This window comes from Arthrobacter senegalensis (assembly GCF_059091765.1).
Window position 1 is genome coordinate 839419 of sequence record NZ_JBNHGZ010000001.1, and the last position, 18373, is coordinate 857791.

An 18373-nucleotide genomic window follows, 5' to 3' on the forward strand; every position below is an offset into this window, starting at 1 on the left:
ATGTTTCCTTCCTCATGCCCGGCCTCGGCCGGAAAAAGATCGTCTGTGGGTCATTGCCGCTTGAGCGGCGGGAGCCTGCCTGCTTCCGGTGCAGGCTAGCCGCGGTTGCGGAAGACGGCGTCGTCCCAGGCCGCCTTGCCCTCGGTGGCATCGGCGTCGTCGGCCTGCTGCTGCTCGCCCAGCTGCATGGTGGTGTTGACCTCGGACTGGCCCTGCTGAATGGAAACCAGCGATTTCTGCAGCCCGGACGCCACCATGTTGGCCCGGCCCATGATGCCCTTGAACTTCTCCCAGAAGTCGCCGGCGGTGTTGCCACGCATCGGCTCGGGAACTGCCTCAAGCTCCTTCATCAGCGCCTGGAGTTCGGTATCGGCCGCCGCGCTGGCCTTCCCGGCGTCGACAAACGCGCTCTTTTCCATCTTGATGAACTGGTTGCCGCTCATTGCTCCACCTCCGTGCCCCGTCACGGGGCTGTAGCTGCCGCTTCCGCCGGCGGACGCCTGCTGCGTCCGCGGTGCGCCGGGTTGCCGCCCGGCCGGTTGTCTTCGAGCGGTTTCCCGCCTTTACCATAGAACGCGCTGGCTCGCACCGCGTCAATCGACGTTAATGGGTACATCTCCCCATCCTGAGCGGGACACGCGGGAATTTATCCATCGTTTGGAGCGATAAGCTCGGTAGGCGACGCACCGCTTGGGAGGAGAGATGTGGCTCACGATTACGACAACCAGCTCATTGAGTCAGTGGCTGTCCGGCGTGCCCGGCTGACCACGGCGCTGCTGTACGGCGCGAACCCGCTCCAGCGGCGCTGGAAGTCCAGCGTGCGCACCTTCTTCTTCAGCATCGCCATGGCGGCTGTCATCGCCGCCGTCTGCGTGGGCTATTCGTTCGTGACCAACCTGCTGGAAGACCTGCGGCAGGAACGGCAGCAGCGCTCGCAGTCCGCCGTCGTCTTCCACCTCGGTGGCCATCCGGCGGACGACGACGGCGCCCGCCTGCCGCCCGTCCCCCACCGAGGAGCCGCTTGAGCATGGCCGAAACCTTTACCCGCGTGACCGTGGCCGGGCCGCAGCGCCATGTGGACGTCCTGCTCCCGTCGCAAACGCCCGTCGGCCTGCTGCTGCCGCAGGTCCTGGACCTGCTCGATGACCAGCCGGCCGCCGCCGTCGCCGTGAAAACGCTGATCACCCCCGCCGGCGATCCGGTCCGCGAGGACGCGTCGCTGACCGACGCGGGCATTGCCGACGGCGCCATGCTCCGGCTGGTGAATGTCTCCGAGGCCCCGCCGGCACCGGTGGTGTACGACATCACCGACGCCGTGGTGGAACAGACCGAGGAGATCGGCGGCCGCTGGACCGAGCGGGTCCGCCGCGGGACGGGCGCCGTCTTCGCCGCCGTCGGACTGTACCTGGGCGTGCACCTGCTGCTCGAGGGCGCCGCCACGGCCATGGCCGCGGCCGTCTTCTTCGCGCTGGCCGCGGTGCTGCTGGGCGCCGGCATCTACCTGGGCCGGGTGACCGCCACGGTGCTGGGCCCGCTGCTGGTGGGCACCGGCTGGCTGCTGGCCGTGGGCGGCGTGCTGCGTCTGCCTGCCGATCACGGGACGCACGTGCTGCTGGCCGCCGCGGCGAGCGCCGTGGCACTGGTCGGTGCCGGCCTGATCTCGCAGCGTCCGCGGGCGCTGATGTCTGCGGCGGGCCTGCTCGCCCTGCTCACCGTTTTCTGGGCTGCCTCGCTGGCTCTCTTCGGCGCCCCGGTGCTGGCCGCCGGCGTGGCCGCGCTGCTCAGCTGCGCGACCCTCGGCCTGCTGCCGCAGATCGCCCTCTCCGCGTCCGGACTGGCCACGCTGGACGACCGGCGGGCCAAGGGAGGCCGCATCGGCCGCACCGACGTCCACGTGGCCATCGGCTCGGCGCACCGCGGCCTCAGCTTCGGCACCGCGCTGGCGGCGCTCTCGGTGGCCGCCGGACTGTGGATCCTGGGAACGGACACCGAGCGGCAGGCCTGGACGATGCCGCTGATCGGTTGCCTGGCCCTGGCCACCGGGCTGCGGGCGCGCGCCTTTCCGCTGGCCACCGACCGGATCGCGCTGTACCTGGCGGCCGCCGTCGGCACGCTGGCCCTGGCGCGCTCGGTGCTGGCCTTCTCTCCGGGGCACGGCTGGTTCGTGGCGGCCGGCCTGCTGGTGCTGGCCATCGCCGTGGTGATCTCGCTGACCGTCACGCTGGCCGACCATTCCACCGCGAAACTGCGCCTGCTGGCCAACCGGTTGGAGACGCTGGCCATCCTGGCCGCCGTCCCGCTGGTCATCGGCTTGTTCGGCGTCTTCGCCTCGCTGCTGACCACCTTCGACTGAGACAGGTTGGAACCGATTCCATGGAACCGATGTCGCGCAGGGACCTGATCGCCCGGGAGAATACCGCCACCGGGCACGTCCCGGCAGGCCCGCCCCGGCAGGCTTCCGTGCCCCCGGCCGCCCCGTCCGCTGCGGGCTTGCCCGGCCGGACACAGGTGGCCGACCCGTGGAGCACGCCGGCCCCGGCCGCCGGACCCGCCGGGCCCGGCCCGTTCGAGTCCGATGCCGAACAGCGGCGCCGCCGCCTGCGTGGCCGGCGCGGCGAGCCCTGGCTGGTCCGCACCGTGCTGGCGGCGAGGGGCCTGCTCTCCTCCGACGACTACCCGCGGCGGTTGGTCGCCGCCACGGCCGGCGCGCAGGCCGCGGTCAGCACGGGGCGCCGGATCGCCGTGATCGGCAGCCGGGGCGGGGCCGGGAAGACCACGACGGCGGCGCTGCTCGCATCGCTGTATGCGGCGGCCCGGCAGGACACCATCGCGGCCGTCGACCTGGCGCCCGCCGGCGGGACCCTGGCGCTGCGGCTCGGGGTGCCGGACGCACCGGCCATCGACGACGCCGCCGCCGTCCTGCACTACTCCCCCGCCGGGAGCGCGGACGACCTGCGCCGGCAGCTGGCCGCCGCCGGGCCCAACCTCTGGGTGGCCGGGGAACGTGCGCTCGGCGGGCATGCCGGCAATGCCGCGCTCTCGGCGGCCGGCCAGAACATCTCCCGGTACTGCCCGGTGGCGGTTTACGACTGCGCCACCGGCCCGGGCGAGAACCCGGACACCAACTGGGCCATCGGCGTCGCACAGTTGGCCGTGCTGGTGGCCCCCGCCTCGGTGGCCGGGGTCCAGGACGTGCGGCGCACGGCGGCCGCGTGGGCGGCCACCCCTGAGCTGGCCGGGACCGGCCTGCTGGCCGTATTGACCCGGACGGATGCCGACGCCCCGCTGGACCCGATGGCCGAAGCGAAGCTGCTGGCGCGGGACGGAATCTCGGTGCTGCCCCTGGGCTACGACCGGCACCTGGCCGGCGGGGTGGAACTCGACCCGGGGCTGATGTCCCGCGCCGTCCGGCTGCAGGCGGCCGAGCTGGCCTCCACCGCGCTGGCTTTGGCGATGGAGCACACCGGCCGATGAGCGTGAAGATCTTCCACCGGCCGGCCCGGACCACCGCCCCGGCGCGCGAGACCGCCCCCTTCAGCCTGGAGGCCCCGCCGCCCATGGGCGAGAAGGCCGGCAGGATGAACGCCATGGCGCTGATCCCGCTGCTGGGCGCCGGATTGTCCATGACCGTGATGATGCTCTTCCGCGGCAACAGCCTGGCCGCCGTCGGCGCCATCGCGATGATCGTGACCGTCGTCGCGTCCATCGTCATGATGCTGGGCCAGCGCGGCCGGGCGGCCCGCGCCCGGGCCGAAGAACGCGACCGCTACCTGGAATACCTGGAGGAGTCCCGGGCCACGCTCCGCGCCGACGAGCAGCGCACCATCACCACGGCGCGCACCAGCAACCCGGAGCCCACTGCCCTCTTCGACATCGTCCGCAACACGCAGCGGCTTTGGGAGCGGCGGCGCGGCAACGAGGACTTCCTGCACGTGCGGATCGGTTCCGGCGAGCGGATCAGCCGGCAGATCACCATCAACGAGCAGGGCCCGGTTACGGCCCAGCGCGACACCTTCATGGACAACGAGGTCCGGATCCTGCAGCGGCGGTATGAGACGTCGCCGGATTTGCCGCTGACCCTGCCGCTGGACTCGGCCGGCAACGTCAGCATCATCGGCTCCCGCGGGTTCGTGCTCAACGCCGCCCGGAACCTGCTCGCCGAGGCCTGTGCCTTCCACTCGCCCGAGGACCTGCACGTGGGGATCGCGGCCGGCGAAGACCGGCTGGGCGACTGGGACTGGGCCCTGTGGCTGCCGCATCTGGCGGATCAGAAGCAGGCCCACGCCACCGGCCCGGTCCGCCGGATGGCCCGCTCCCTGGACGAACTCGGTGCCGTGCTCGCCGACGAGCTGAACCGCCGCGCGGTGGTGGCTGCCGAATCCTCCAAGAATGCCCGGGGCGCCAGCCAGCACCTGCCGCGGCTGCTGGTGCTCGCCGACTGCTACGGCGGGCTGCCCGAAGAACTCGTGCTGCCGGACCGGCACGCCGGACTGGCCCACCTGGGCATCACGGTGGTCTATCTGGTGGCCGACCGCGGCCAGGAGCCCGGCGAGGTCAGCGTGCGCGTCACGCAGGCCGGCGCGGCCGCGGATTCCGCGGCCTCCGGCGCCCCGCCGTCGGACTCAGGATTCACTATCCAGAACTACCGCGAGGATCCGGTCGAGCCGGTCGTGGAACAGGGAACCCTGGACCCCCTGGCCGTGCCGACCGCCGAGGCGCTGGCCCGGGAACTGGCACCGATGCGGCTCTCGGCGGACTCGCTGGAACACAACACCGCCGCCAGCTCGGACAGCTTCCTGGACATGCTCGGCCTGAGCCCGGCGCTGGACGAGGCGGACATCAGGCGGCTCTGGAAGCCGCGCAGCGAAGTGGACTTCCTGCGGATCCCGCTGGGCCCCGACGACCGCGGCCGGCCGGCCCTGCTGGATCTGAAGGAATCGGCGCAGTTCGGCATGGGCCCGCACGGGCTCTGCGTCGGCGCCACCGGGTCCGGCAAGTCGGAGATGCTGCGGTCGCTGGTGCTGGGACTGCTGGCCACCCATCCGCCGGAGCTGCTGTCCATGGTGCTGGTGGACTTCAAGGGCGGCGCCACGTTCGCTCCCTTCGCCGACGCGCCGCAGGTCTCCGGCGTGATCACCAACCTGGCCGATGACGCGAGCCTGATCGAACGCATCTACTCCAGCCTCAACGGCGAGGTGGTCCGGCGGCAGGAAGTGCTCAAGGCCGCCGGCAACATCGCCAACATCACCGACTACCAACTGCACCGGCAGGAACGGCTCGCCCGCGGCGAGGCCATGGAGCCGCTGCCGCACCTGGTGGTGATCATCGACGAGTTCGGCGAACTGCTCACCGCCCGGCCGGACTTCATCGACCTATTCCTCTCCATCGGCCGGATCGGCCGGTCCATCGGCGTGCACCTGCTGTTGAGCAGCCAGCGGATCGAGTCCGGCAAGCTGCGCGGGCTGGAGACCTACCTGTCCTACCGGATCGGGCTGCGCACGCTCTCCGAATCGGAATCCCGCACCGTGCTGGACACGCCGGACGCCTTCCACCTGCCGCCGGTCCCGGGATACGGCTACCTGAAGGTGGATACCACGGTCTACACCCGGTTCAAGGCCGGATACGTCTCGGGCCCGCTGGAGGATGTCCAGGCCCAGGAGGCGGACGAAACCGCCGGCGACGACGGCCCCCGGGTGCTGCCGATGCCCACGTATGCGGCCAGCCTGGAGCGGGCGGACGACGCCGTCGCTGCCGCCGCCAGGCCGGCCCGTACCGGGGCGTCCAAGCGCACCACCGGCCCGACCGTCCTGTCCACGCTGATGGCCACCCTGGCCGGATTCCCGCGCGCCGTGGATCCCATTTGGCTGCCGCCGCTGCCGGCGGCGCTGGCGCTGGACACCGCCGCCGGTTCGGTGACCACCACCAGCCAGGGCATCCGGCTCGCCTCCGGCGGCGGGCTGAAGGTCCCGATCGGCCTGCTCGATGACCCGGCCAAACAGTGGCAGGGCGTCTGGGAACTGGACCTGAAGTCTGCGGGCGGCAACGTGGCCATCATCGGCGGACCGCAGTCGGGCAAGAGCACCGCGCTGCGCACCATCGCGGCCTCGCTGGCCCTCACGCACAGCCCGCAGGAAGTGGGCATCTACTGCGTGGACCTGCTGGGAAACTCGCTGATCCCGCTGGAGGGCCTGCCGCACGTGGGCGGCGTGGCCGTGCGGACCAACCGCGAGGTAGTCCGCCGCACGGTGGAAGAAGTGCTGGCCATGCTCGGCGAGCGCGAGATCGTCTTCGAGAAGTACCAGGTGGATTCGCTGGCCACCCTGCGCAGGCTCTGCGCCCAAAGCAAGATTCCGGAGCTGCCCAGCGCCGACGTCGTGCTGGTCTTGGACGGCTACGGCCTGCTGACCGACGAATTCGAGGACATCGAACCGGCCGTGCACGCGCTGATCGCCCGCGGCGGCGGCTACGGCATCCACGTGGTCACCACCGCCAACCGGCAAAACGAGATCCGGCTGGCCCAGCAGTCCTTCTTCGGCACCAAGATCGAGCTGCGCCTGGCGGATCCGGCAGATTCCTCCTACGGCCGCAAACTGGCCGAGACCATGCCCGCCGACCGGCCGGGCCGCGCGCTGACCGACGCCAGGCTTTTCGGCCACTTCGCGCTCCCGCGCATCGACGGCGTCGCCGACGCGGACACGGCCACGCAGGGCACCCGTGACATGGTGGCCGCCGTCGCCGCCTCCACCGATGCCCGCGCCATGCAGGTGCGCATCCTGCCGCAGGTGGTGGAAGCCGCCCAGCTCGAGGTCCCGGCGCTCCAGGGCCTGCTGCCGCTCGGCCTGCGCGAGACTGACCTGGGCCCCGAAATGCTGGACGTCGTCCGCGGCGAGCACCACCTGATCGTGATGGGCGACGAACAGTCCGGCAAAACCAACCTCGTCCGTTCCCTGGTCGCCTCGCTGGTGGCGCAATACCCGTCCCGGGACTTGGTCTTCGCCGTCTTCGATCCCCGCCGGGCGCTGGCCGACGTGGTCCCGGACGCCTACCTGGGCGGCTACGCGCCGAGCGCCGCCCAGGCCGAGCCGCTGGCCAACGCGATCGCCTCGGAGCTGTCCAAGCGGACCACCGGCGGCGACGCGATGCAGGACAGCATCGGCGAGGCGGACAGCATCCCGCGGATCGTCCTGCTGGCCGATGACTACGACATCCTCACGGCCGGCGGCGCCAGCCCGCTCCGCTCGCTGATCGAATACCTGCCGATGGGCCCGGAACTGCAGCTGAACGTGATCCTCACCCGCCGGGTGCGCGGGGCCGGCCGCGGCATGTACGAACAGTTCTTCGCCGCGCTGCGGGACTCCGGCAGCACCGGCCTGATCCTCTCCGGCGACCGCTCCGAAGGCGGCCTGCTCAACAACGTGCGCGCCCGCCGGCTGCCGCCCGGCCGCGGCCTGCTGGTCCGCTCCGGCGGGCCGGTGCAGACAGTTCAGACCCTGTGGACCCCGCTGGAGGCGACCGCCAATGTCTAACACCGTCACCGTCGTCGCGCTCGATGAGCCGGGCCAGGACGTGGTCATGGTTTCGCTGCTGGCCGTGGTGCCGCAGGAGTACGTCCGCGAGGCCGCCGGAAACGCCCTGCTGGAGGTCGAGGACGGCAACGGCACCACCCTGCTGGCCGTCGAGCTGCCGCGCCTGGTCCGGGTTCCCGGCGAGGTGTCCCGGCTGCTCGCCGGCGCCACCGTGAACGCCATCGAGGGCACCCCGATCCCGTCGATCTTCTCCGACGACCCGGACTTCGCCGAGCCGGAGCACCAGGACCTGTGGTGGCAGGAGATCACGGTCCGCAACGGCATCCCCGACGGCGACTCGCTCGGCTACCGGGTGGCGCAGAATATCGCCGTGCGGTGCCGCGGCGCCGTCGTCACCCACCAACTGCCCAACTCCGGAGAATAGGGATGGGCATGCACGCCTCCGCCTTCGATTTCCACACCGAACGAACCGCCGTCGTCTTCCAGGACAAGCCGCTGGCGTTCCTCTCCCCCGCCCTCACCCGCGCCTATGTGGCCGCGCGCGCATCGGAGCGCCAGTTCGTGGTGATGACGCCCAGCACCGGCAAGCTGACGCTGCCGCTGTACCAACTGCTGCAGCGCGAGGGCTGCGTCTGGATGGCCAGCGCCGCGGACGGCACGTTCTACAACGGCTTCACCGGCCAGCAGTACCGCTGGGGCGGGGACGTCTTCGCCGCCGAGGAACAGTTGGCACCGGACTACCTGCAGGCACCGGCCGGATCCGACGGCGTGATCCAGGCCCGCGGCGAGATCCTGCATCCGGCCAGCGCATCCACCCGCATCGGCGAGTTCACCGCCGCGTTGTTCACCGAGTTGACCGGCGCCGCACCGGTGGGCTGGGGCATCCACGAGCCGGTCAGCGAACCGTGGGACGTTGCCGGCCTCACCGACTACTGCTTCCGTCTCGCGCCGATGACCGGCAACATCGTCGTGGTCGGCCGTCCCCGCCCCGGTACGGAGGTGCCGTCCATCGGCGTGCTTACCGTGACGCGCTCGTCGACGGGTGTGCACGAGTCGGTGGAGCTGTTCTGCGAATCGGTGGACCCGCTCAGCGACGACGAGCTGGCCTCCTTCGGTTCGGCCATGCACCGCGCCCACGCCCGCACCGCGCTGGCCGGGCACACCATGCTGCTGGACCGGTTGGCCTTTCCCGCGCGCTTCACCGGCGTCAGCGTCCCCGCCTGCTCGTTCTTCGGGCCGGAGGCGCTGGCGCAGTTCGGCCCGCAGCAGGCCCTGGCCGCCGCCGGCGAGCGCGCGCGGCTGGTGGGCGTCCCGCCGCTGCAGTCGCTCGCCGTCACGTACCACCGCGATCCCTCCGGGGGCCGCCAGCATCCGCTCGACGAATTCAGCGACCTGGTGGGAAAGCTGGCCGGCGGGAAGTTCTGACGGCCGCGGCCGCGCGGGGGTACGGTGGGTGGAATAGAAACCACCGACCGGAGGTTGTCGCCAGCGTGTCCATGAACGACGGCGGTGCCACCTCGGAGCCCTCTTCCCCCGCCCGCGTGGCCGGGAGCCCCGATGGTGGCGCCAGCGCTGCGTCCCGCGGGGGGCGGGACACCGAGACCCGGGCCGGCATGGCCTACGGCCTCTCGGCCTACGGCCTCTGGGGCATCCTCCCCCTGTACTTCACCGCGCTGATACCCGCCGGCCCGCTGGAGATCGTCGCCAACCGGATTGTCTGGTCGCTGCTGTTCTGCTTCCTGCTGATCACGGCGCTGCGCGGCTGGCGCACCTTCGGCGCCGCGCTGGGCAACAGGCGCACCTTCGGGACGTTGTCCCTGGCCGCGGGCCTCATCGCGGTCAACTGGTTGACCTACGTGTTCGCGGTGCTGAACGGACACGCCATCGAGGCCGCGCTGGGATACTTCATCAATCCGCTGGTCTCCGTCCTGCTGGGGGTCATCCTGCTGAAGGAACGGCTGCGCCCGGCGCAGTGGGCCGCCATGGGCGTTGCCTTCGCCGCCGTGCTGGTGCTTGCCTTCGGGTACGGCAATGTTCCGTGGATTGCCCTGATCCTGGCGCTCAGCTTCGGGTTCTACGGCCTGGTCAAGAAGAACATCGGCGGCCGCGTCGACGCCGTCACCAGCCTGAGCGTGGAAACGCTGGTGCTGACCCCGGTCTCCGTGGCCGTCATGCTCATCCTGATGGCCGGCGGCCAGGCAACCCTGCTCGCCGAAGGCGGCGGCCACTTCTGGCTGATGGCCGCCAGCGGCCTGATCACGGCTCTGCCCCTGCTGTTCTTCGGCGCCGCCGCCCGCCGGCTGCCGCTGAGCACTGTCGGCATGCTGCAGTACCTGGCCCCGCTCCTGCAGTTCATCATCGCCCTCGTCTTCCTGCACGAGCCCATGCCCTTGGAACGCTGGATCGGCTTCGGCCTGGTCTGGCTCTCCCTGGCCATCCTGACCACGGACATGGCCGTGGCCCTGAAGCGGGCGCCCAAGGCCGGCGGGGAGCCGGCGGCCGCCGAGGCACCCTAGCGGGGTGCGGCGGCTAGAGGCCGGACAGCCCGTCGTGCGTTGACCAGAAGTCGGACATGGGTCGGGGCCGGCCCAGGGTGAGCGCTTCCAAGTAGAGAAGATGCGCGTGCCAACCGGGCAGGTAATCGACCGCTTCGCTCCCCAGCCCGTCGTGGGCCAGGTCCAGGGTGGTCGTACTGCCGACCGGGGTGAGGGTGATCCGCACCTGCGAAGGCGGCTCGTCCGGAAAGTCCCACGTCATGTGCAGCAGTTTTTCCGGTTCACATTCCAGAATCCGGCTGGTACAGCAATAGTTTTCCGCGTGCTGGATGGTCACCACATCCCCGCCGACGAACCGCCCGGAAGTTAACTTCCCCAGCCAATGAGGCAAGGCTTCCGGGTCTGTCAGCCCCCACCAAAGGCGGGCCGCGGGCACCGGCATGGACCACCTGTGGGACACGTGTCCCTTCGCCGCGTGAACGGCACGACTTAGGAGAGGCATACCCGGAGGCTAACGCACCCTCGGGCACTTCGGGCTCTGCCGCTTCGGTCCGGCCCGCCGGGCAAACCCCGCACTAGTATCGGATCGCGTCGATCACCTTGACCCGCACGGCCACCACCGCCGGGATCAGGCCGGCCAGTGCGCCGACGGCCGTCGCGGCGCCGATGCCCAGCAGCGCCGCTTCCACCGGGAACGGCGGCAGTTCGCTGATGCCTTGGGCGATCAGGTCCTGGATCCACGGGCTCTTCACCACGGCGACGGCGAGCATCACCCCCGCCACGCCGACCACGAACGTCGCGACCACCGATTCGAGCATGACGCCGAAGAAGATCCGGCCGGAGGTCGCCCCGAAGCTGCGCCGGATGCCGATTTCCCGCACCCGGTACCTGACCGTCACCATCGAAATGTTGAGCAGTCCCACGGCGCCCAACAGCAGCACCAGGCCGGCGATGCCGCCTACCGCCCACTGGATGCCCTCGAACGGGTCGCCCCAGGCGGCATAGTCGCTGCGGTACACATTCGCCTGGGCATCGGGGAACTGGGCCTGAAGGTCACCGGCGATCGCCGCGCTCAGGCCCGGCTCGAGCTCGACCGGGAGCCACATTTCCAGCACGGGAGGAGGACCTGCCTCCCCGCCGAGGCCCCAACGCTCGTATTGGTTGGTGAGCATCATGGCTTGGGCCATGGCTTCCTGGTGGAAGTCCGGCATCACTCCCACCACGGTGGCCGCGATCGGCCGCTGCTGGAAGATCTGCACCACGGGGTTCAGCGCCAGGTCCGGTGCACCCAGCTGCCGGTGGAATGCTTCGTTGATGATCACCGCCGGCGCAAGCGCCGCGGCGTCGGCTTCCGTGAACCAGCGGCCGGTGACCAGGTTGACCCGCCGCATCTCGCCGTAGCTGCGGTCCACCACCGTGGTCTCGGCCGTCATGACGCCGTGGGGGAACTGGAAGGGAACCTGGGCGAAGGCCCGGCGGCTCGCGTATTCCACGCCGTAGCGTTCCACGAGCCCCTCGAAGGCGGCCTGCAGGACCGCCGGTTCTTCGGTTCCTGTCGGCAGGTGGACCTCAGCCGTCACGGTCGCTGCGCGGCCTCCGGATTGTTCCTGCCCCTGCACGATGCCTTCCCTGGCCATGTTGCCGAGCCCGACGACGGTGGTCAGGGCCGCGACGGACAGCGCCACGCCGATCAAGGCCAGCAGGACCCGGGTCTTGTGGATGCGCAGCTCGGCCCATGCCTCGACCAGGAGGGCAACGGCGCCGGTCATGCTGCCTGCTCCGAAGCGTGCAGAATCCCGTCGCCCAGCCGATAGTGCCGCTGGGCCAGGACCGCCACGTTTGCATCGTGCGTGATGGTCACCAGGGCCGCACCCGACTCCCGAACCACCTCGTCCAGCAGGGCCATCACGTTTTGCCCGGTTTCGATGTCCAGGGCGCCGGTAGGCTCATCGGCAAGAATCAGCCTGGGCGAGCGCACCAGCGCCCGCGCGATGGCGATCCGCTGCTGCTCACCGCCGGAGAGCCTGTGCGGTTTCTCCCCCAGCCGGTCGCCCAGGCCGACCCGATCGAGCATTTCAGCGGCCAGCCGCTCGCGCCGCCAGAATTGCCGGCCGCGGGCATAGAGCAGCGGGGTCATGACGTTTTCCAGTGCTGTACGGCCCGGCAGAAGGTTGAACTGCTGGAAGATGAATCCCACGCGGGCACCGCGGGCCATGGCGCGCTGCTTTTCCCCGAGGGACGAAACCGCCCGCCCCTCGAAGAACATCTCACCGGTGCTCGGCACATCCAGCAGGCCCAGGATGTTCAGCAGGGTGGACTTTCCCGACCCGGACCGGCCGACTATCGACACGTGCTCGCCGGTACCGATGCTCAGCTCGATGCCCTGCAGGATGTGCAGCGGGCCGCGGTCCGGGATGTGCACGCTCCGCGTCACGCCCTGCAACTCCAGCAGCGGGGCCCCCGCCGCCGCAGCGCTCATCCGCCCACCATGCCGAAATCGCCTTCCATCCCGGGCATTATCTGGTCCCCCGGCGCGCCGGGAATGAACTGCAGGACCAGGTCGCCCTCGTCCAGCCCGTCGACGATCTCCACCTGCATCCCGTCGGTCAGTCCCAGGGCGACCGGGCGCTCAACCGGCGCCCCGCCGTCGTCCTCCACCACCCACACCAGGCCGGTGTCCACCGATCCGCGGACCGACGTGGTGGGCACCACGATCACGTTCTCGGCGGTTCCGGCCGTGATATCGATCGTCGCGCCCAGCCCGGGGAAAACCCTGACATCGGCCGGTACGGCGCAGTTGACAGTGCCCGTCGCCGCCGGGGCCGCCGGCCCGAACGGATCCCCGGGCTGCTCCGGCACCGGTCCCGGGGCGCCGGCTGCCGGGCTCTCCCCGACCGTCACGGCCTTGCACTCGAAGGGAGCCGGACCGCCGATGACCGTCACGGTGGCGGAACTGGGGCGGTCGAGCAGCCGGAACTGCTGCTCGGCGGTCAGTGTCCCGGTCACCGAAAAGGTGCCCGGGGAAATGACGGCAGCTTCGGCACCGACCGAGACCTGCTGGTCCACCAGCACGGACAGGTCGGTCAGCTTGCCCGCGGCGGGGGCCACCACGTTCACGTAGGTATACGCCGGGGCAGCCGGTGGGGCCGGTGGGACCGGTTCGTCCTCCGGATCCCGTTCGAGCGAAACCTGCTGCACGGCGTCGGGTTCCACCGGCTTCTGCACCTGGAACAGCGCATCACCCTTGGCCACGTTCGCGCCGGCCTCTACGAAGAGGTGGTTCACCGTGCCTTCCGCCGTGCTGCGCACGGTCACGGCCGGGTCGCCGGCAACCGATCCCTCGAGCTGGACCACGTTGATCACCGTGCCCACGGCCGCGGGTACGCTGGGCGTGACCAGGCGGGCCGAAGGCTGCTGGTCGACCGCCTCCGCGCGCATGCCATCCACGAAGGCGAGCTTGAAGAGCGCGGCAGCTATGACGGCGAAAATCGCCAGCCAAACCACCGGCAGAACGTAGCGGCGCACAGCACTCATGCAGGATCCCCCTCGTCGACGTGCGCCTGAGGCGCGTCACGGCGGGAAGCTGACACATGGCGTGAGACAAACACCCGCTTGTGACGGAGGTTACCAGTGCCGGATGGCGGCGGCCGGACAAGACACGGCCGCTGCCGGCGGCCAGGGCGGAGACCGGAGCCCCCGGCGCCGCAACAGTCACGGCCGCTACCGGCGGCCAGGGCGGAGACCGGAGCCCCCGCCGATCCCCCGCCTTCCCCGCACCCCTTAGTCCCGCACCCCGTCCACTTCCTGCGGAACCACCACCATGGGCACCGGCAGCGAACGCAGGACCTTGTACGCAGTGGCACCGAGGAACAGGCGGTTGTGCTGGGCGAGCCGGCTGGATCCCATGACCACCAGTTCCCCGTCGTCCCAGTCCAGCGAATCGATGGCCTCTTCGATGTTCCGCCCATGGGCCACGGTCACCGTGGCGTTGCCGGGAGGCAGTTCGGTGGCGGCCTGGGCCAGCACGGAGTTCGCGTGCAGGTGGGCACTGTGGATTGCCTCGCCGCTGTCCGGCGCTTCACGGGTGTCCAGAGAGACCAGGGAAACCAGGCGCAGCTGCAGGCCGCGGCGCGAGGCCGCGTTCAGGGCAACGTCCCGGGCGGCCTGCGCGCCCTGCCGCTCGCCGATGAACGCGGTCAGCCGGGTCAGCGGCTCTGTCCGCTGGTACCCGCGGGGCGCCAACGCCACCGGAATCGGCGACGCGTGCAGGAGGGCATTTGCCACGCTGCCGACCGTGAAGCGTTTAAACAGGCTGTTGCTGCTGGCGCCGATGACGATCAACCTGGCGCCGGCTTCCTCGCCCGCCGCGATCAGCCCTTCGGCGAACGATTCGGCGGACCGTACCTTGAATTCGGCGTTGACGTCTGCCGGGACCAGCTTCAGGGCCTCGCGGCGGGCGGTGAGGACTTCCTGCTCGCTGGCGCTGACGCGGCTGCCTTCGGGATTCAACGCCACGTAGGGGGCGCTGTCTGCCACCACATAGACGATATCCAGCCCCGTCCCCTGCGTCCGGGCGATTGCCACGGCCAATGCCACGGCATCGGCTCCCCGCTCGTCCGGCTGGTATCCCACCACATAACGCATGCAAACTACCCCTGTCCCTGTCCGTGGAGCAGCGGATGCGACGGTGCCGGCAACATCCGCACCCCGTGACGCGATGATGGTTCCGACTCTAACCCGAGACCGCCGGCTGCAACAGGCCGGGAGCAGGACGGGGCGGGCGGCCGGAGCCACCTCCAGAACGGCCGCGGGCGGCCGCCGGAAAACCTCGCTGGCGAGGGATCCGGCAGCCGCCCGTTCGGACGCTGCCCGTACTAGGCCGCCGCCACCTTGCGGATGGCTGCTTCCAGCACGTCCAGAGCGTCGGCCAGCAGCTCGTCGCCGATGACCAGCGGCGGGAGCAGGCGCACCACGTTGCCGTAGGTGCCGCAGGTGAGGATGATGACGCCTTCCTGCAGGCAGGCGGCCGCGATTTCCTTGGTGGCCTCGGCGTTGGGCTCCTTGGTGGTCGCGCCGGTGCCCGGCTTGACGAACTCCATGGCCAGCATGGCGCCGCGGCCGCGCAGGTCGCCGATGATGTCGACTTCCTCGGCCAGCTTCCGCAGCCGGCCCATGACCTGCTCTTCGATGTGGCGGGCCCGGGCGTTGAGGTCCTGGGTCTGCATGGTGTCGATGGCAGCCAGCGCGGCGGCGCAAGCCACCGGGTTGCCGCCGTAGGTACCGCCCAGTCCGCCCGGGTGCACGGCGTCCATCAGCTCGGCGCGGCCGGTGATGGCGGACAGCGGCATGCCTCCGGCGATGCCCTTGGCCATCGTGATGATGTCGGGCACCACGCCGTCGTGCTCCGAAGCGAACCAGGCACCGGTGCGCGCGAAACCGGACTGGACCTCGTCCGCGATGAACACTACGCCGTTGTCCTTGGCCCACTGGGCCAGCGCGGGGAGGAAGCCCTCGGCCGGGACAATGAAGCCGCCCTCGCCCTGGATCGGCTCGATCAGGATCGCGGCCACGTTCTCGGCGCCGATCTGCTTCTCAATCATCGTGATGGCGCGGCGTGCCGCGTCCTCGCCCTTGATGTCGGCTTCCTCGCGGTACGGGTAGCTCATCGGCACCCGGTAGATCTCCGGCGCGAAGGGGCCGAAGCTGCCGGCCGGGCTGGACTTGTACGGGGTCGCCTTGGCGGTCAGGCCCATCGTCAGGTTGGTGCGGCCGTGGTAGGCGTGGTCAAAGGCGACGACGGCGGTGCGGCCGGTGGCAATGCGGGCCACCTTCACGGCGTTCTCCACGGCTTCCGCCCCGGAGTTGAACAGCACGGAACGCTTCTCGTGGTCGCCCGGAGTCAGCTCGGCCAGTTTCTCGGCGACGGCGATGTAGCCCTCGTAGGGGCTGACCATGAAGCAGGTGTGGGTGAACTTGGCGACCTGCTCCTGCACCGCGGCGACGACCGCGGGGTCGGAGGCGCCGACGCTGGTCACGGCGATGCCGGAGCCCAGGTCGATGAACGAGTTGCCGTCCACGTCGGTGATGATGCCGCCGTCGGCGTCGGCCACGTAGACCGGAACGCCGGAGGCGACGCCGCCGGCAACCACGGCGCTGCGGCGGGCGGCCAGTTCGGCGGACTTCGGGCCGGGGAAACCGGCCGAGACGTCGCGCTTCTGCTCCAGCCGGAACTGGGGCTGGGTCGTCTGAGTGGTCATGATGTGCCTTTCACGTTGAGGGTGGGAATGCAGCGGACAGCCCGGAGGATCCGCACACTCGCATCGCAGCGGCAGCTTCGCGGGGAACCGGCGGACAGGCCGGGCCACGGGACGCCGAGCTCTACAGCGAGATTACGGTTCCCGGCCCGCAGCTGCCTATGGCGGCCCGCACAGCGAATGTGCAATGTTGCCGTGCAGATGGCCAGAGGCAGAGACGGCGGCGCCCGCCGGCACGGAGGCCGCAGGACGCCGCCGCGGCGGGCCGTCGAGTTAGAGCTCCGGTGCGCGGTCCGCCGGCAAGGCACCCTCGTCTTCGGGGTGGCGGCTGAGGTTGACCAAGGCCAACGCCAGGCCTCCCCAGACCGTCAGGATGGAAATGATCAGCATGACAATTGCTGCGGTACTCACGGCTGTGTCTCCTTCAGGGTGTGGGCATCCAGCTCCGGGTCGTTGGCCGCCGACTTCTTGCTCCAGGGAATCAGCGACAGGATGAAGCCGGCCACGATCAGGGACCCCGCCATGCCCCAGCCGAAGACGTTCACGAACCAGTCGGGCATGGGCGGGTCGCCGTAGCCTTCCTGGATCCTCTTGATCAGTTCGCTGATCAGGATGTAGCCCAGCACGATCGGCGAGACGATGCCGACCATGATCCGCCACCCCAGGCCCAGCTTGATGGACGAGACCTGGCTGACGTGTCCGCCCAGCAGCGGCAGCTTGCGGAATCCGTAGGTCACCAGCAGCACGGTCGCCAGGGCGCAGGCCATGATGCCGAAGCTGTTGACGAAGGCGTCGGTGACATCCAGCAGGTTCAGGCCGGTGGTGGTCGGGAACAGCAGGATGGAAATCAACGCCAGCGGGATGCCGACGCACCACGTGGTCTTGACCCGGCTCATGCCGAGCTTGTCCTGGACCGCGGAGATGATGACTTCGATGATGCTGATCAGCGAGGTGAATCCGGCGAACACCAGCGAGCCGAAGAAGAGCACGCCGAGCAGTCCGCCCAGCGGGGCCTCCGAAATGATGGTCGGGAACGCGACGAACGCCAGCCCGATCCCGCCGGCGGCAACGTCGCCGACCTCGGCGCCGGCGCTGAAGGCCATGAAGCCGACCGCCGCGAAGACGCCGATGCCGGCCAGGATCTCAAAACCGGAGTTCGCGAAGCCCACCACGAACCCGGATCCGGTCAGGTCCGTCCGGTGCTTGAGGTAGGACGCGTAGGTGACCATGATGCCGAAGGCAACGGACAGCGAGAAGAAGATCTGGCCGTAGGCCGCGGCCCACACCGTCGTGTTCGTAAGCGCACCCCAGTCGGGAGTGAAGAGCGCGTTCAGGCCGTCGGCCGCACCGGGCAGGAACAGGGACTGGACCACCAGGAGCAGGAACATGACCAGCAGCAGCGGCAGGAACACGATGTTCGCCCGTCCAATGCCCTTTTGGACGCCCGCGGCCAGCACCAGCAGCACCACCGCCCAGACAACCACCAGCGGGATGAGGACCGTGGGCACGAAGTCGAAACCGATGTTCACGTCCTTGCTCACCTGGAGGAACGATTCCATGAAGAATCCGGCGGGGTCGTCCCCCCACTCCTCGGTGACGGAGTAGATCATGTACATCGCCGCCCAGGCGATGATGACGGCGTAGTAGACGCAGATGACGAAGCAGATGGCCACCTGCCACCACCCCAGCCCTTCGGCGCCGCGCGCCAGCCGGCGGTAGGCCAGCGGGGCGGAGCCACGGTGGCGGTGTCCGACGGCGTAGTCCAGGAACAGCAGCGGGATGCCCGCGGTCAACAGCGCCACCAGGTAGGGAATGATGAAGGCGCCGCCGCCGTTTTCGTAGGCGACGTACGGGAAGCGCCAGATGTTGCCCAGGCCGACGGCGGAGCCAATCGCCGCGAGGATGAACACCTTGCGGGTGGACCACATCTCGCGCTTGGGCTTGGCGCCCAACGCTGCCTGCGGGGTACTGGTACTCATGAAGGGACCTCACGGTGTAGGGCTGGCAGTGGTGTGACGCGTGTGACGCCGCGGACCATCCTAGCGCCGTGGGGCGGCTGCCCCGAAAACCGGCACGGCCCCGGGCGCGACGCGAGAGC

The 18373-nt window shown here is 70.1% G+C and carries 16 protein-coding genes; 7 read left to right on the forward strand and 9 right to left on the reverse strand.

Annotated elements, in window-relative coordinates:
* Positions 1-95: 95 nt before the first annotated feature.
* Positions 96-443 (reverse strand): hypothetical protein, encoded by a 348-nt coding sequence (locus AC5RVG_RS03940; protein ID WP_493939538.1) that lies wholly within the window; start codon positions 441-443, stop codon positions 96-98.
* 261 nt (positions 444-704) lie between these two features.
* Here AC5RVG_RS03940 and AC5RVG_RS03945 point away from each other — a divergent pair, with 261 nt between their 5' ends.
* The 7 genes from AC5RVG_RS03945 (at position 705) to rarD (ending at position 10042) form a co-directional block, all read left to right on the forward strand.
* Positions 705-1025 (forward strand): hypothetical protein, encoded by a 321-nt coding sequence (locus tag AC5RVG_RS03945; protein ID WP_494012786.1) that lies wholly within the window; start codon positions 705-707, stop codon positions 1023-1025.
* Between the two features lie 2 nt (positions 1026-1027).
* Complete coding sequence (gene eccD / locus AC5RVG_RS03950; RefSeq protein ID WP_494012787.1) at positions 1028-2353, forward strand: type VII secretion integral membrane protein EccD; 1326 nt, start codon at positions 1028-1030, stop codon at positions 2351-2353.
* A gap of 20 nt (positions 2354-2373) precedes the next feature.
* Entirely contained in the window at positions 2374-3474 is a 1101-nt protein-coding gene (locus AC5RVG_RS03955; protein ID WP_494012788.1) for a nucleotide-binding protein, read from the forward strand.
* A complete protein-coding gene (gene eccCa, locus AC5RVG_RS03960) occupies positions 3471-7526 on the forward strand; it encodes a type VII secretion protein EccCa (protein WP_494012789.1) in 4056 nt (1351 codons plus the stop codon). Before AC5RVG_RS03955 ends, eccCa begins: the two co-directional genes overlap by 4 nt.
* Positions 7519-7950 (forward strand): hypothetical protein, encoded by a 432-nt coding sequence (locus AC5RVG_RS03965; protein WP_494012790.1) that lies wholly within the window; start codon positions 7519-7521, stop codon positions 7948-7950. The genes eccCa and AC5RVG_RS03965 overlap by 8 nt, the downstream gene beginning before the upstream one ends.
* An 8-nt stretch (positions 7951-7958) precedes the next feature.
* Entirely contained in the window at positions 7959-8951 is a 993-nt protein-coding gene (locus AC5RVG_RS03970; RefSeq protein WP_494012791.1) for a DUF6177 family protein, read from the forward strand.
* A 71-nt stretch (positions 8952-9022) separates the two neighbouring features.
* Positions 9023-10042: an EamA family transporter RarD gene (rarD, locus tag AC5RVG_RS03975; RefSeq protein ID WP_494013002.1), complete on the forward strand. Its 1020-nt coding sequence runs from the start codon at positions 9023-9025 to the stop codon at positions 10040-10042.
* A 13-nt stretch (positions 10043-10055) separates the two neighbouring features.
* Here rarD and AC5RVG_RS03980 read toward each other — a convergent pair whose 3' ends face one another.
* The 8 genes from AC5RVG_RS03980 to AC5RVG_RS04015 all read right to left on the reverse strand — a co-directional run bounded on the left by AC5RVG_RS03980 (position 10056) and on the right by AC5RVG_RS04015 (position 18254).
* Positions 10056-10523: an SRPBCC domain-containing protein gene (locus AC5RVG_RS03980; RefSeq protein ID WP_494012792.1), complete on the reverse strand. Its 468-nt coding sequence runs from the start codon at positions 10521-10523 to the stop codon at positions 10056-10058.
* A gap of 73 nt (positions 10524-10596) precedes the next feature.
* Positions 10597-11790 (reverse strand): ABC transporter permease, encoded by a 1194-nt coding sequence (locus tag AC5RVG_RS03985; RefSeq protein WP_494012793.1) that lies wholly within the window; start codon positions 11788-11790, stop codon positions 10597-10599.
* The gene (locus AC5RVG_RS03990; protein WP_494000579.1) at positions 11787-12500 is read right to left on the reverse strand and encodes an ABC transporter ATP-binding protein; all 714 of its coding nucleotides are present in this window, start codon (positions 12498-12500) and stop codon (positions 11787-11789) included. Before AC5RVG_RS03990 ends, AC5RVG_RS03985 begins: the two co-directional genes overlap by 4 nt.
* The gene (locus tag AC5RVG_RS03995) at positions 12497-13555 is read right to left on the reverse strand and encodes an efflux RND transporter periplasmic adaptor subunit (RefSeq protein ID WP_494012794.1); all 1059 of its coding nucleotides are present in this window, start codon (positions 13553-13555) and stop codon (positions 12497-12499) included. Before AC5RVG_RS03995 ends, AC5RVG_RS03990 begins: the two co-directional genes overlap by 4 nt.
* Before the next feature lie 246 nt (positions 13556-13801).
* Entirely contained in the window at positions 13802-14665 is an 864-nt protein-coding gene (locus tag AC5RVG_RS04000) for a universal stress protein (RefSeq protein ID WP_494012795.1), read from the reverse strand.
* A gap of 230 nt (positions 14666-14895) precedes the next feature.
* Positions 14896-16278, reverse strand: coding sequence for a 4-aminobutyrate--2-oxoglutarate transaminase (gabT, locus tag AC5RVG_RS04005; protein WP_494012796.1), 1383 nt, complete (start codon positions 16276-16278; stop codon positions 14896-14898).
* A gap of 270 nt (positions 16279-16548) precedes the next feature.
* Entirely contained in the window at positions 16549-16686 is a 138-nt protein-coding gene (locus tag AC5RVG_RS04010; protein WP_494000583.1) for a methionine/alanine import family NSS transporter small subunit, read from the reverse strand.
* A complete protein-coding gene (locus AC5RVG_RS04015; protein WP_494012797.1) occupies positions 16683-18254 on the reverse strand; it encodes a sodium-dependent transporter in 1572 nt (523 codons plus the stop codon). Before AC5RVG_RS04015 ends, AC5RVG_RS04010 begins: the two co-directional genes overlap by 4 nt.
* Positions 18255-18373: the final 119 nt, after the last annotated feature.

Excerpts from the sequence above, each read along its gene's own strand:
- AC5RVG_RS03995 (WP_494012794.1), bottom strand. The coding sequence starts at position 13,555 with ATGAGTGCTGTGCGCCGCTACGTTCTGCCGGTGGTTTGGCTGGCGATT.
- AC5RVG_RS03990 (WP_494000579.1), bottom strand. The coding sequence starts at position 12,500 with ATGAGCGCTGCGGCGGCGGGGGCCCCGCTGCTGGAGTTGCAGGGCGTG.
- eccD (WP_494012787.1), top strand. The coding sequence starts at position 1,028 with ATGGCCGAAACCTTTACCCGCGTGACCGTGGCCGGGCCGCAGCGCCAT.
- AC5RVG_RS03940 (WP_493939538.1), bottom strand. The coding sequence starts at position 443 with ATGAGCGGCAACCAGTTCATCAAGATGGAAAAGAGCGCGTTTGTCGAC.
- AC5RVG_RS04015 (WP_494012797.1), bottom strand. The coding sequence starts at position 18,254 with ATGAGTACCAGTACCCCGCAGGCAGCGTTGGGCGCCAAGCCCAAGCGC.
- AC5RVG_RS03980 (WP_494012792.1), bottom strand. The coding sequence starts at position 10,523 with ATGCCTCTCCTAAGTCGTGCCGTTCACGCGGCGAAGGGACACGTGTCC.
- AC5RVG_RS03965 (WP_494012790.1), top strand. The coding sequence starts at position 7,519 with ATGTCTAACACCGTCACCGTCGTCGCGCTCGATGAGCCGGGCCAGGAC.
- AC5RVG_RS03985 (WP_494012793.1), bottom strand. The coding sequence starts at position 11,790 with ATGACCGGCGCCGTTGCCCTCCTGGTCGAGGCATGGGCCGAGCTGCGC.
- gabT (WP_494012796.1), bottom strand. The coding sequence starts at position 16,278 with ATGACCACTCAGACGACCCAGCCCCAGTTCCGGCTGGAGCAGAAGCGC.
- AC5RVG_RS03955 (WP_494012788.1), top strand. The coding sequence starts at position 2,374 with ATGGAACCGATGTCGCGCAGGGACCTGATCGCCCGGGAGAATACCGCC.
- AC5RVG_RS04000 (WP_494012795.1), bottom strand. The coding sequence starts at position 14,665 with ATGCGTTATGTGGTGGGATACCAGCCGGACGAGCGGGGAGCCGATGCC.
- rarD (WP_494013002.1), top strand. The coding sequence starts at position 9,023 with ATGAACGACGGCGGTGCCACCTCGGAGCCCTCTTCCCCCGCCCGCGTG.
- AC5RVG_RS03970 (WP_494012791.1), top strand. The coding sequence starts at position 7,959 with ATGCACGCCTCCGCCTTCGATTTCCACACCGAACGAACCGCCGTCGTC.
- eccCa (WP_494012789.1), top strand. The coding sequence starts at position 3,471 with ATGAGCGTGAAGATCTTCCACCGGCCGGCCCGGACCACCGCCCCGGCG.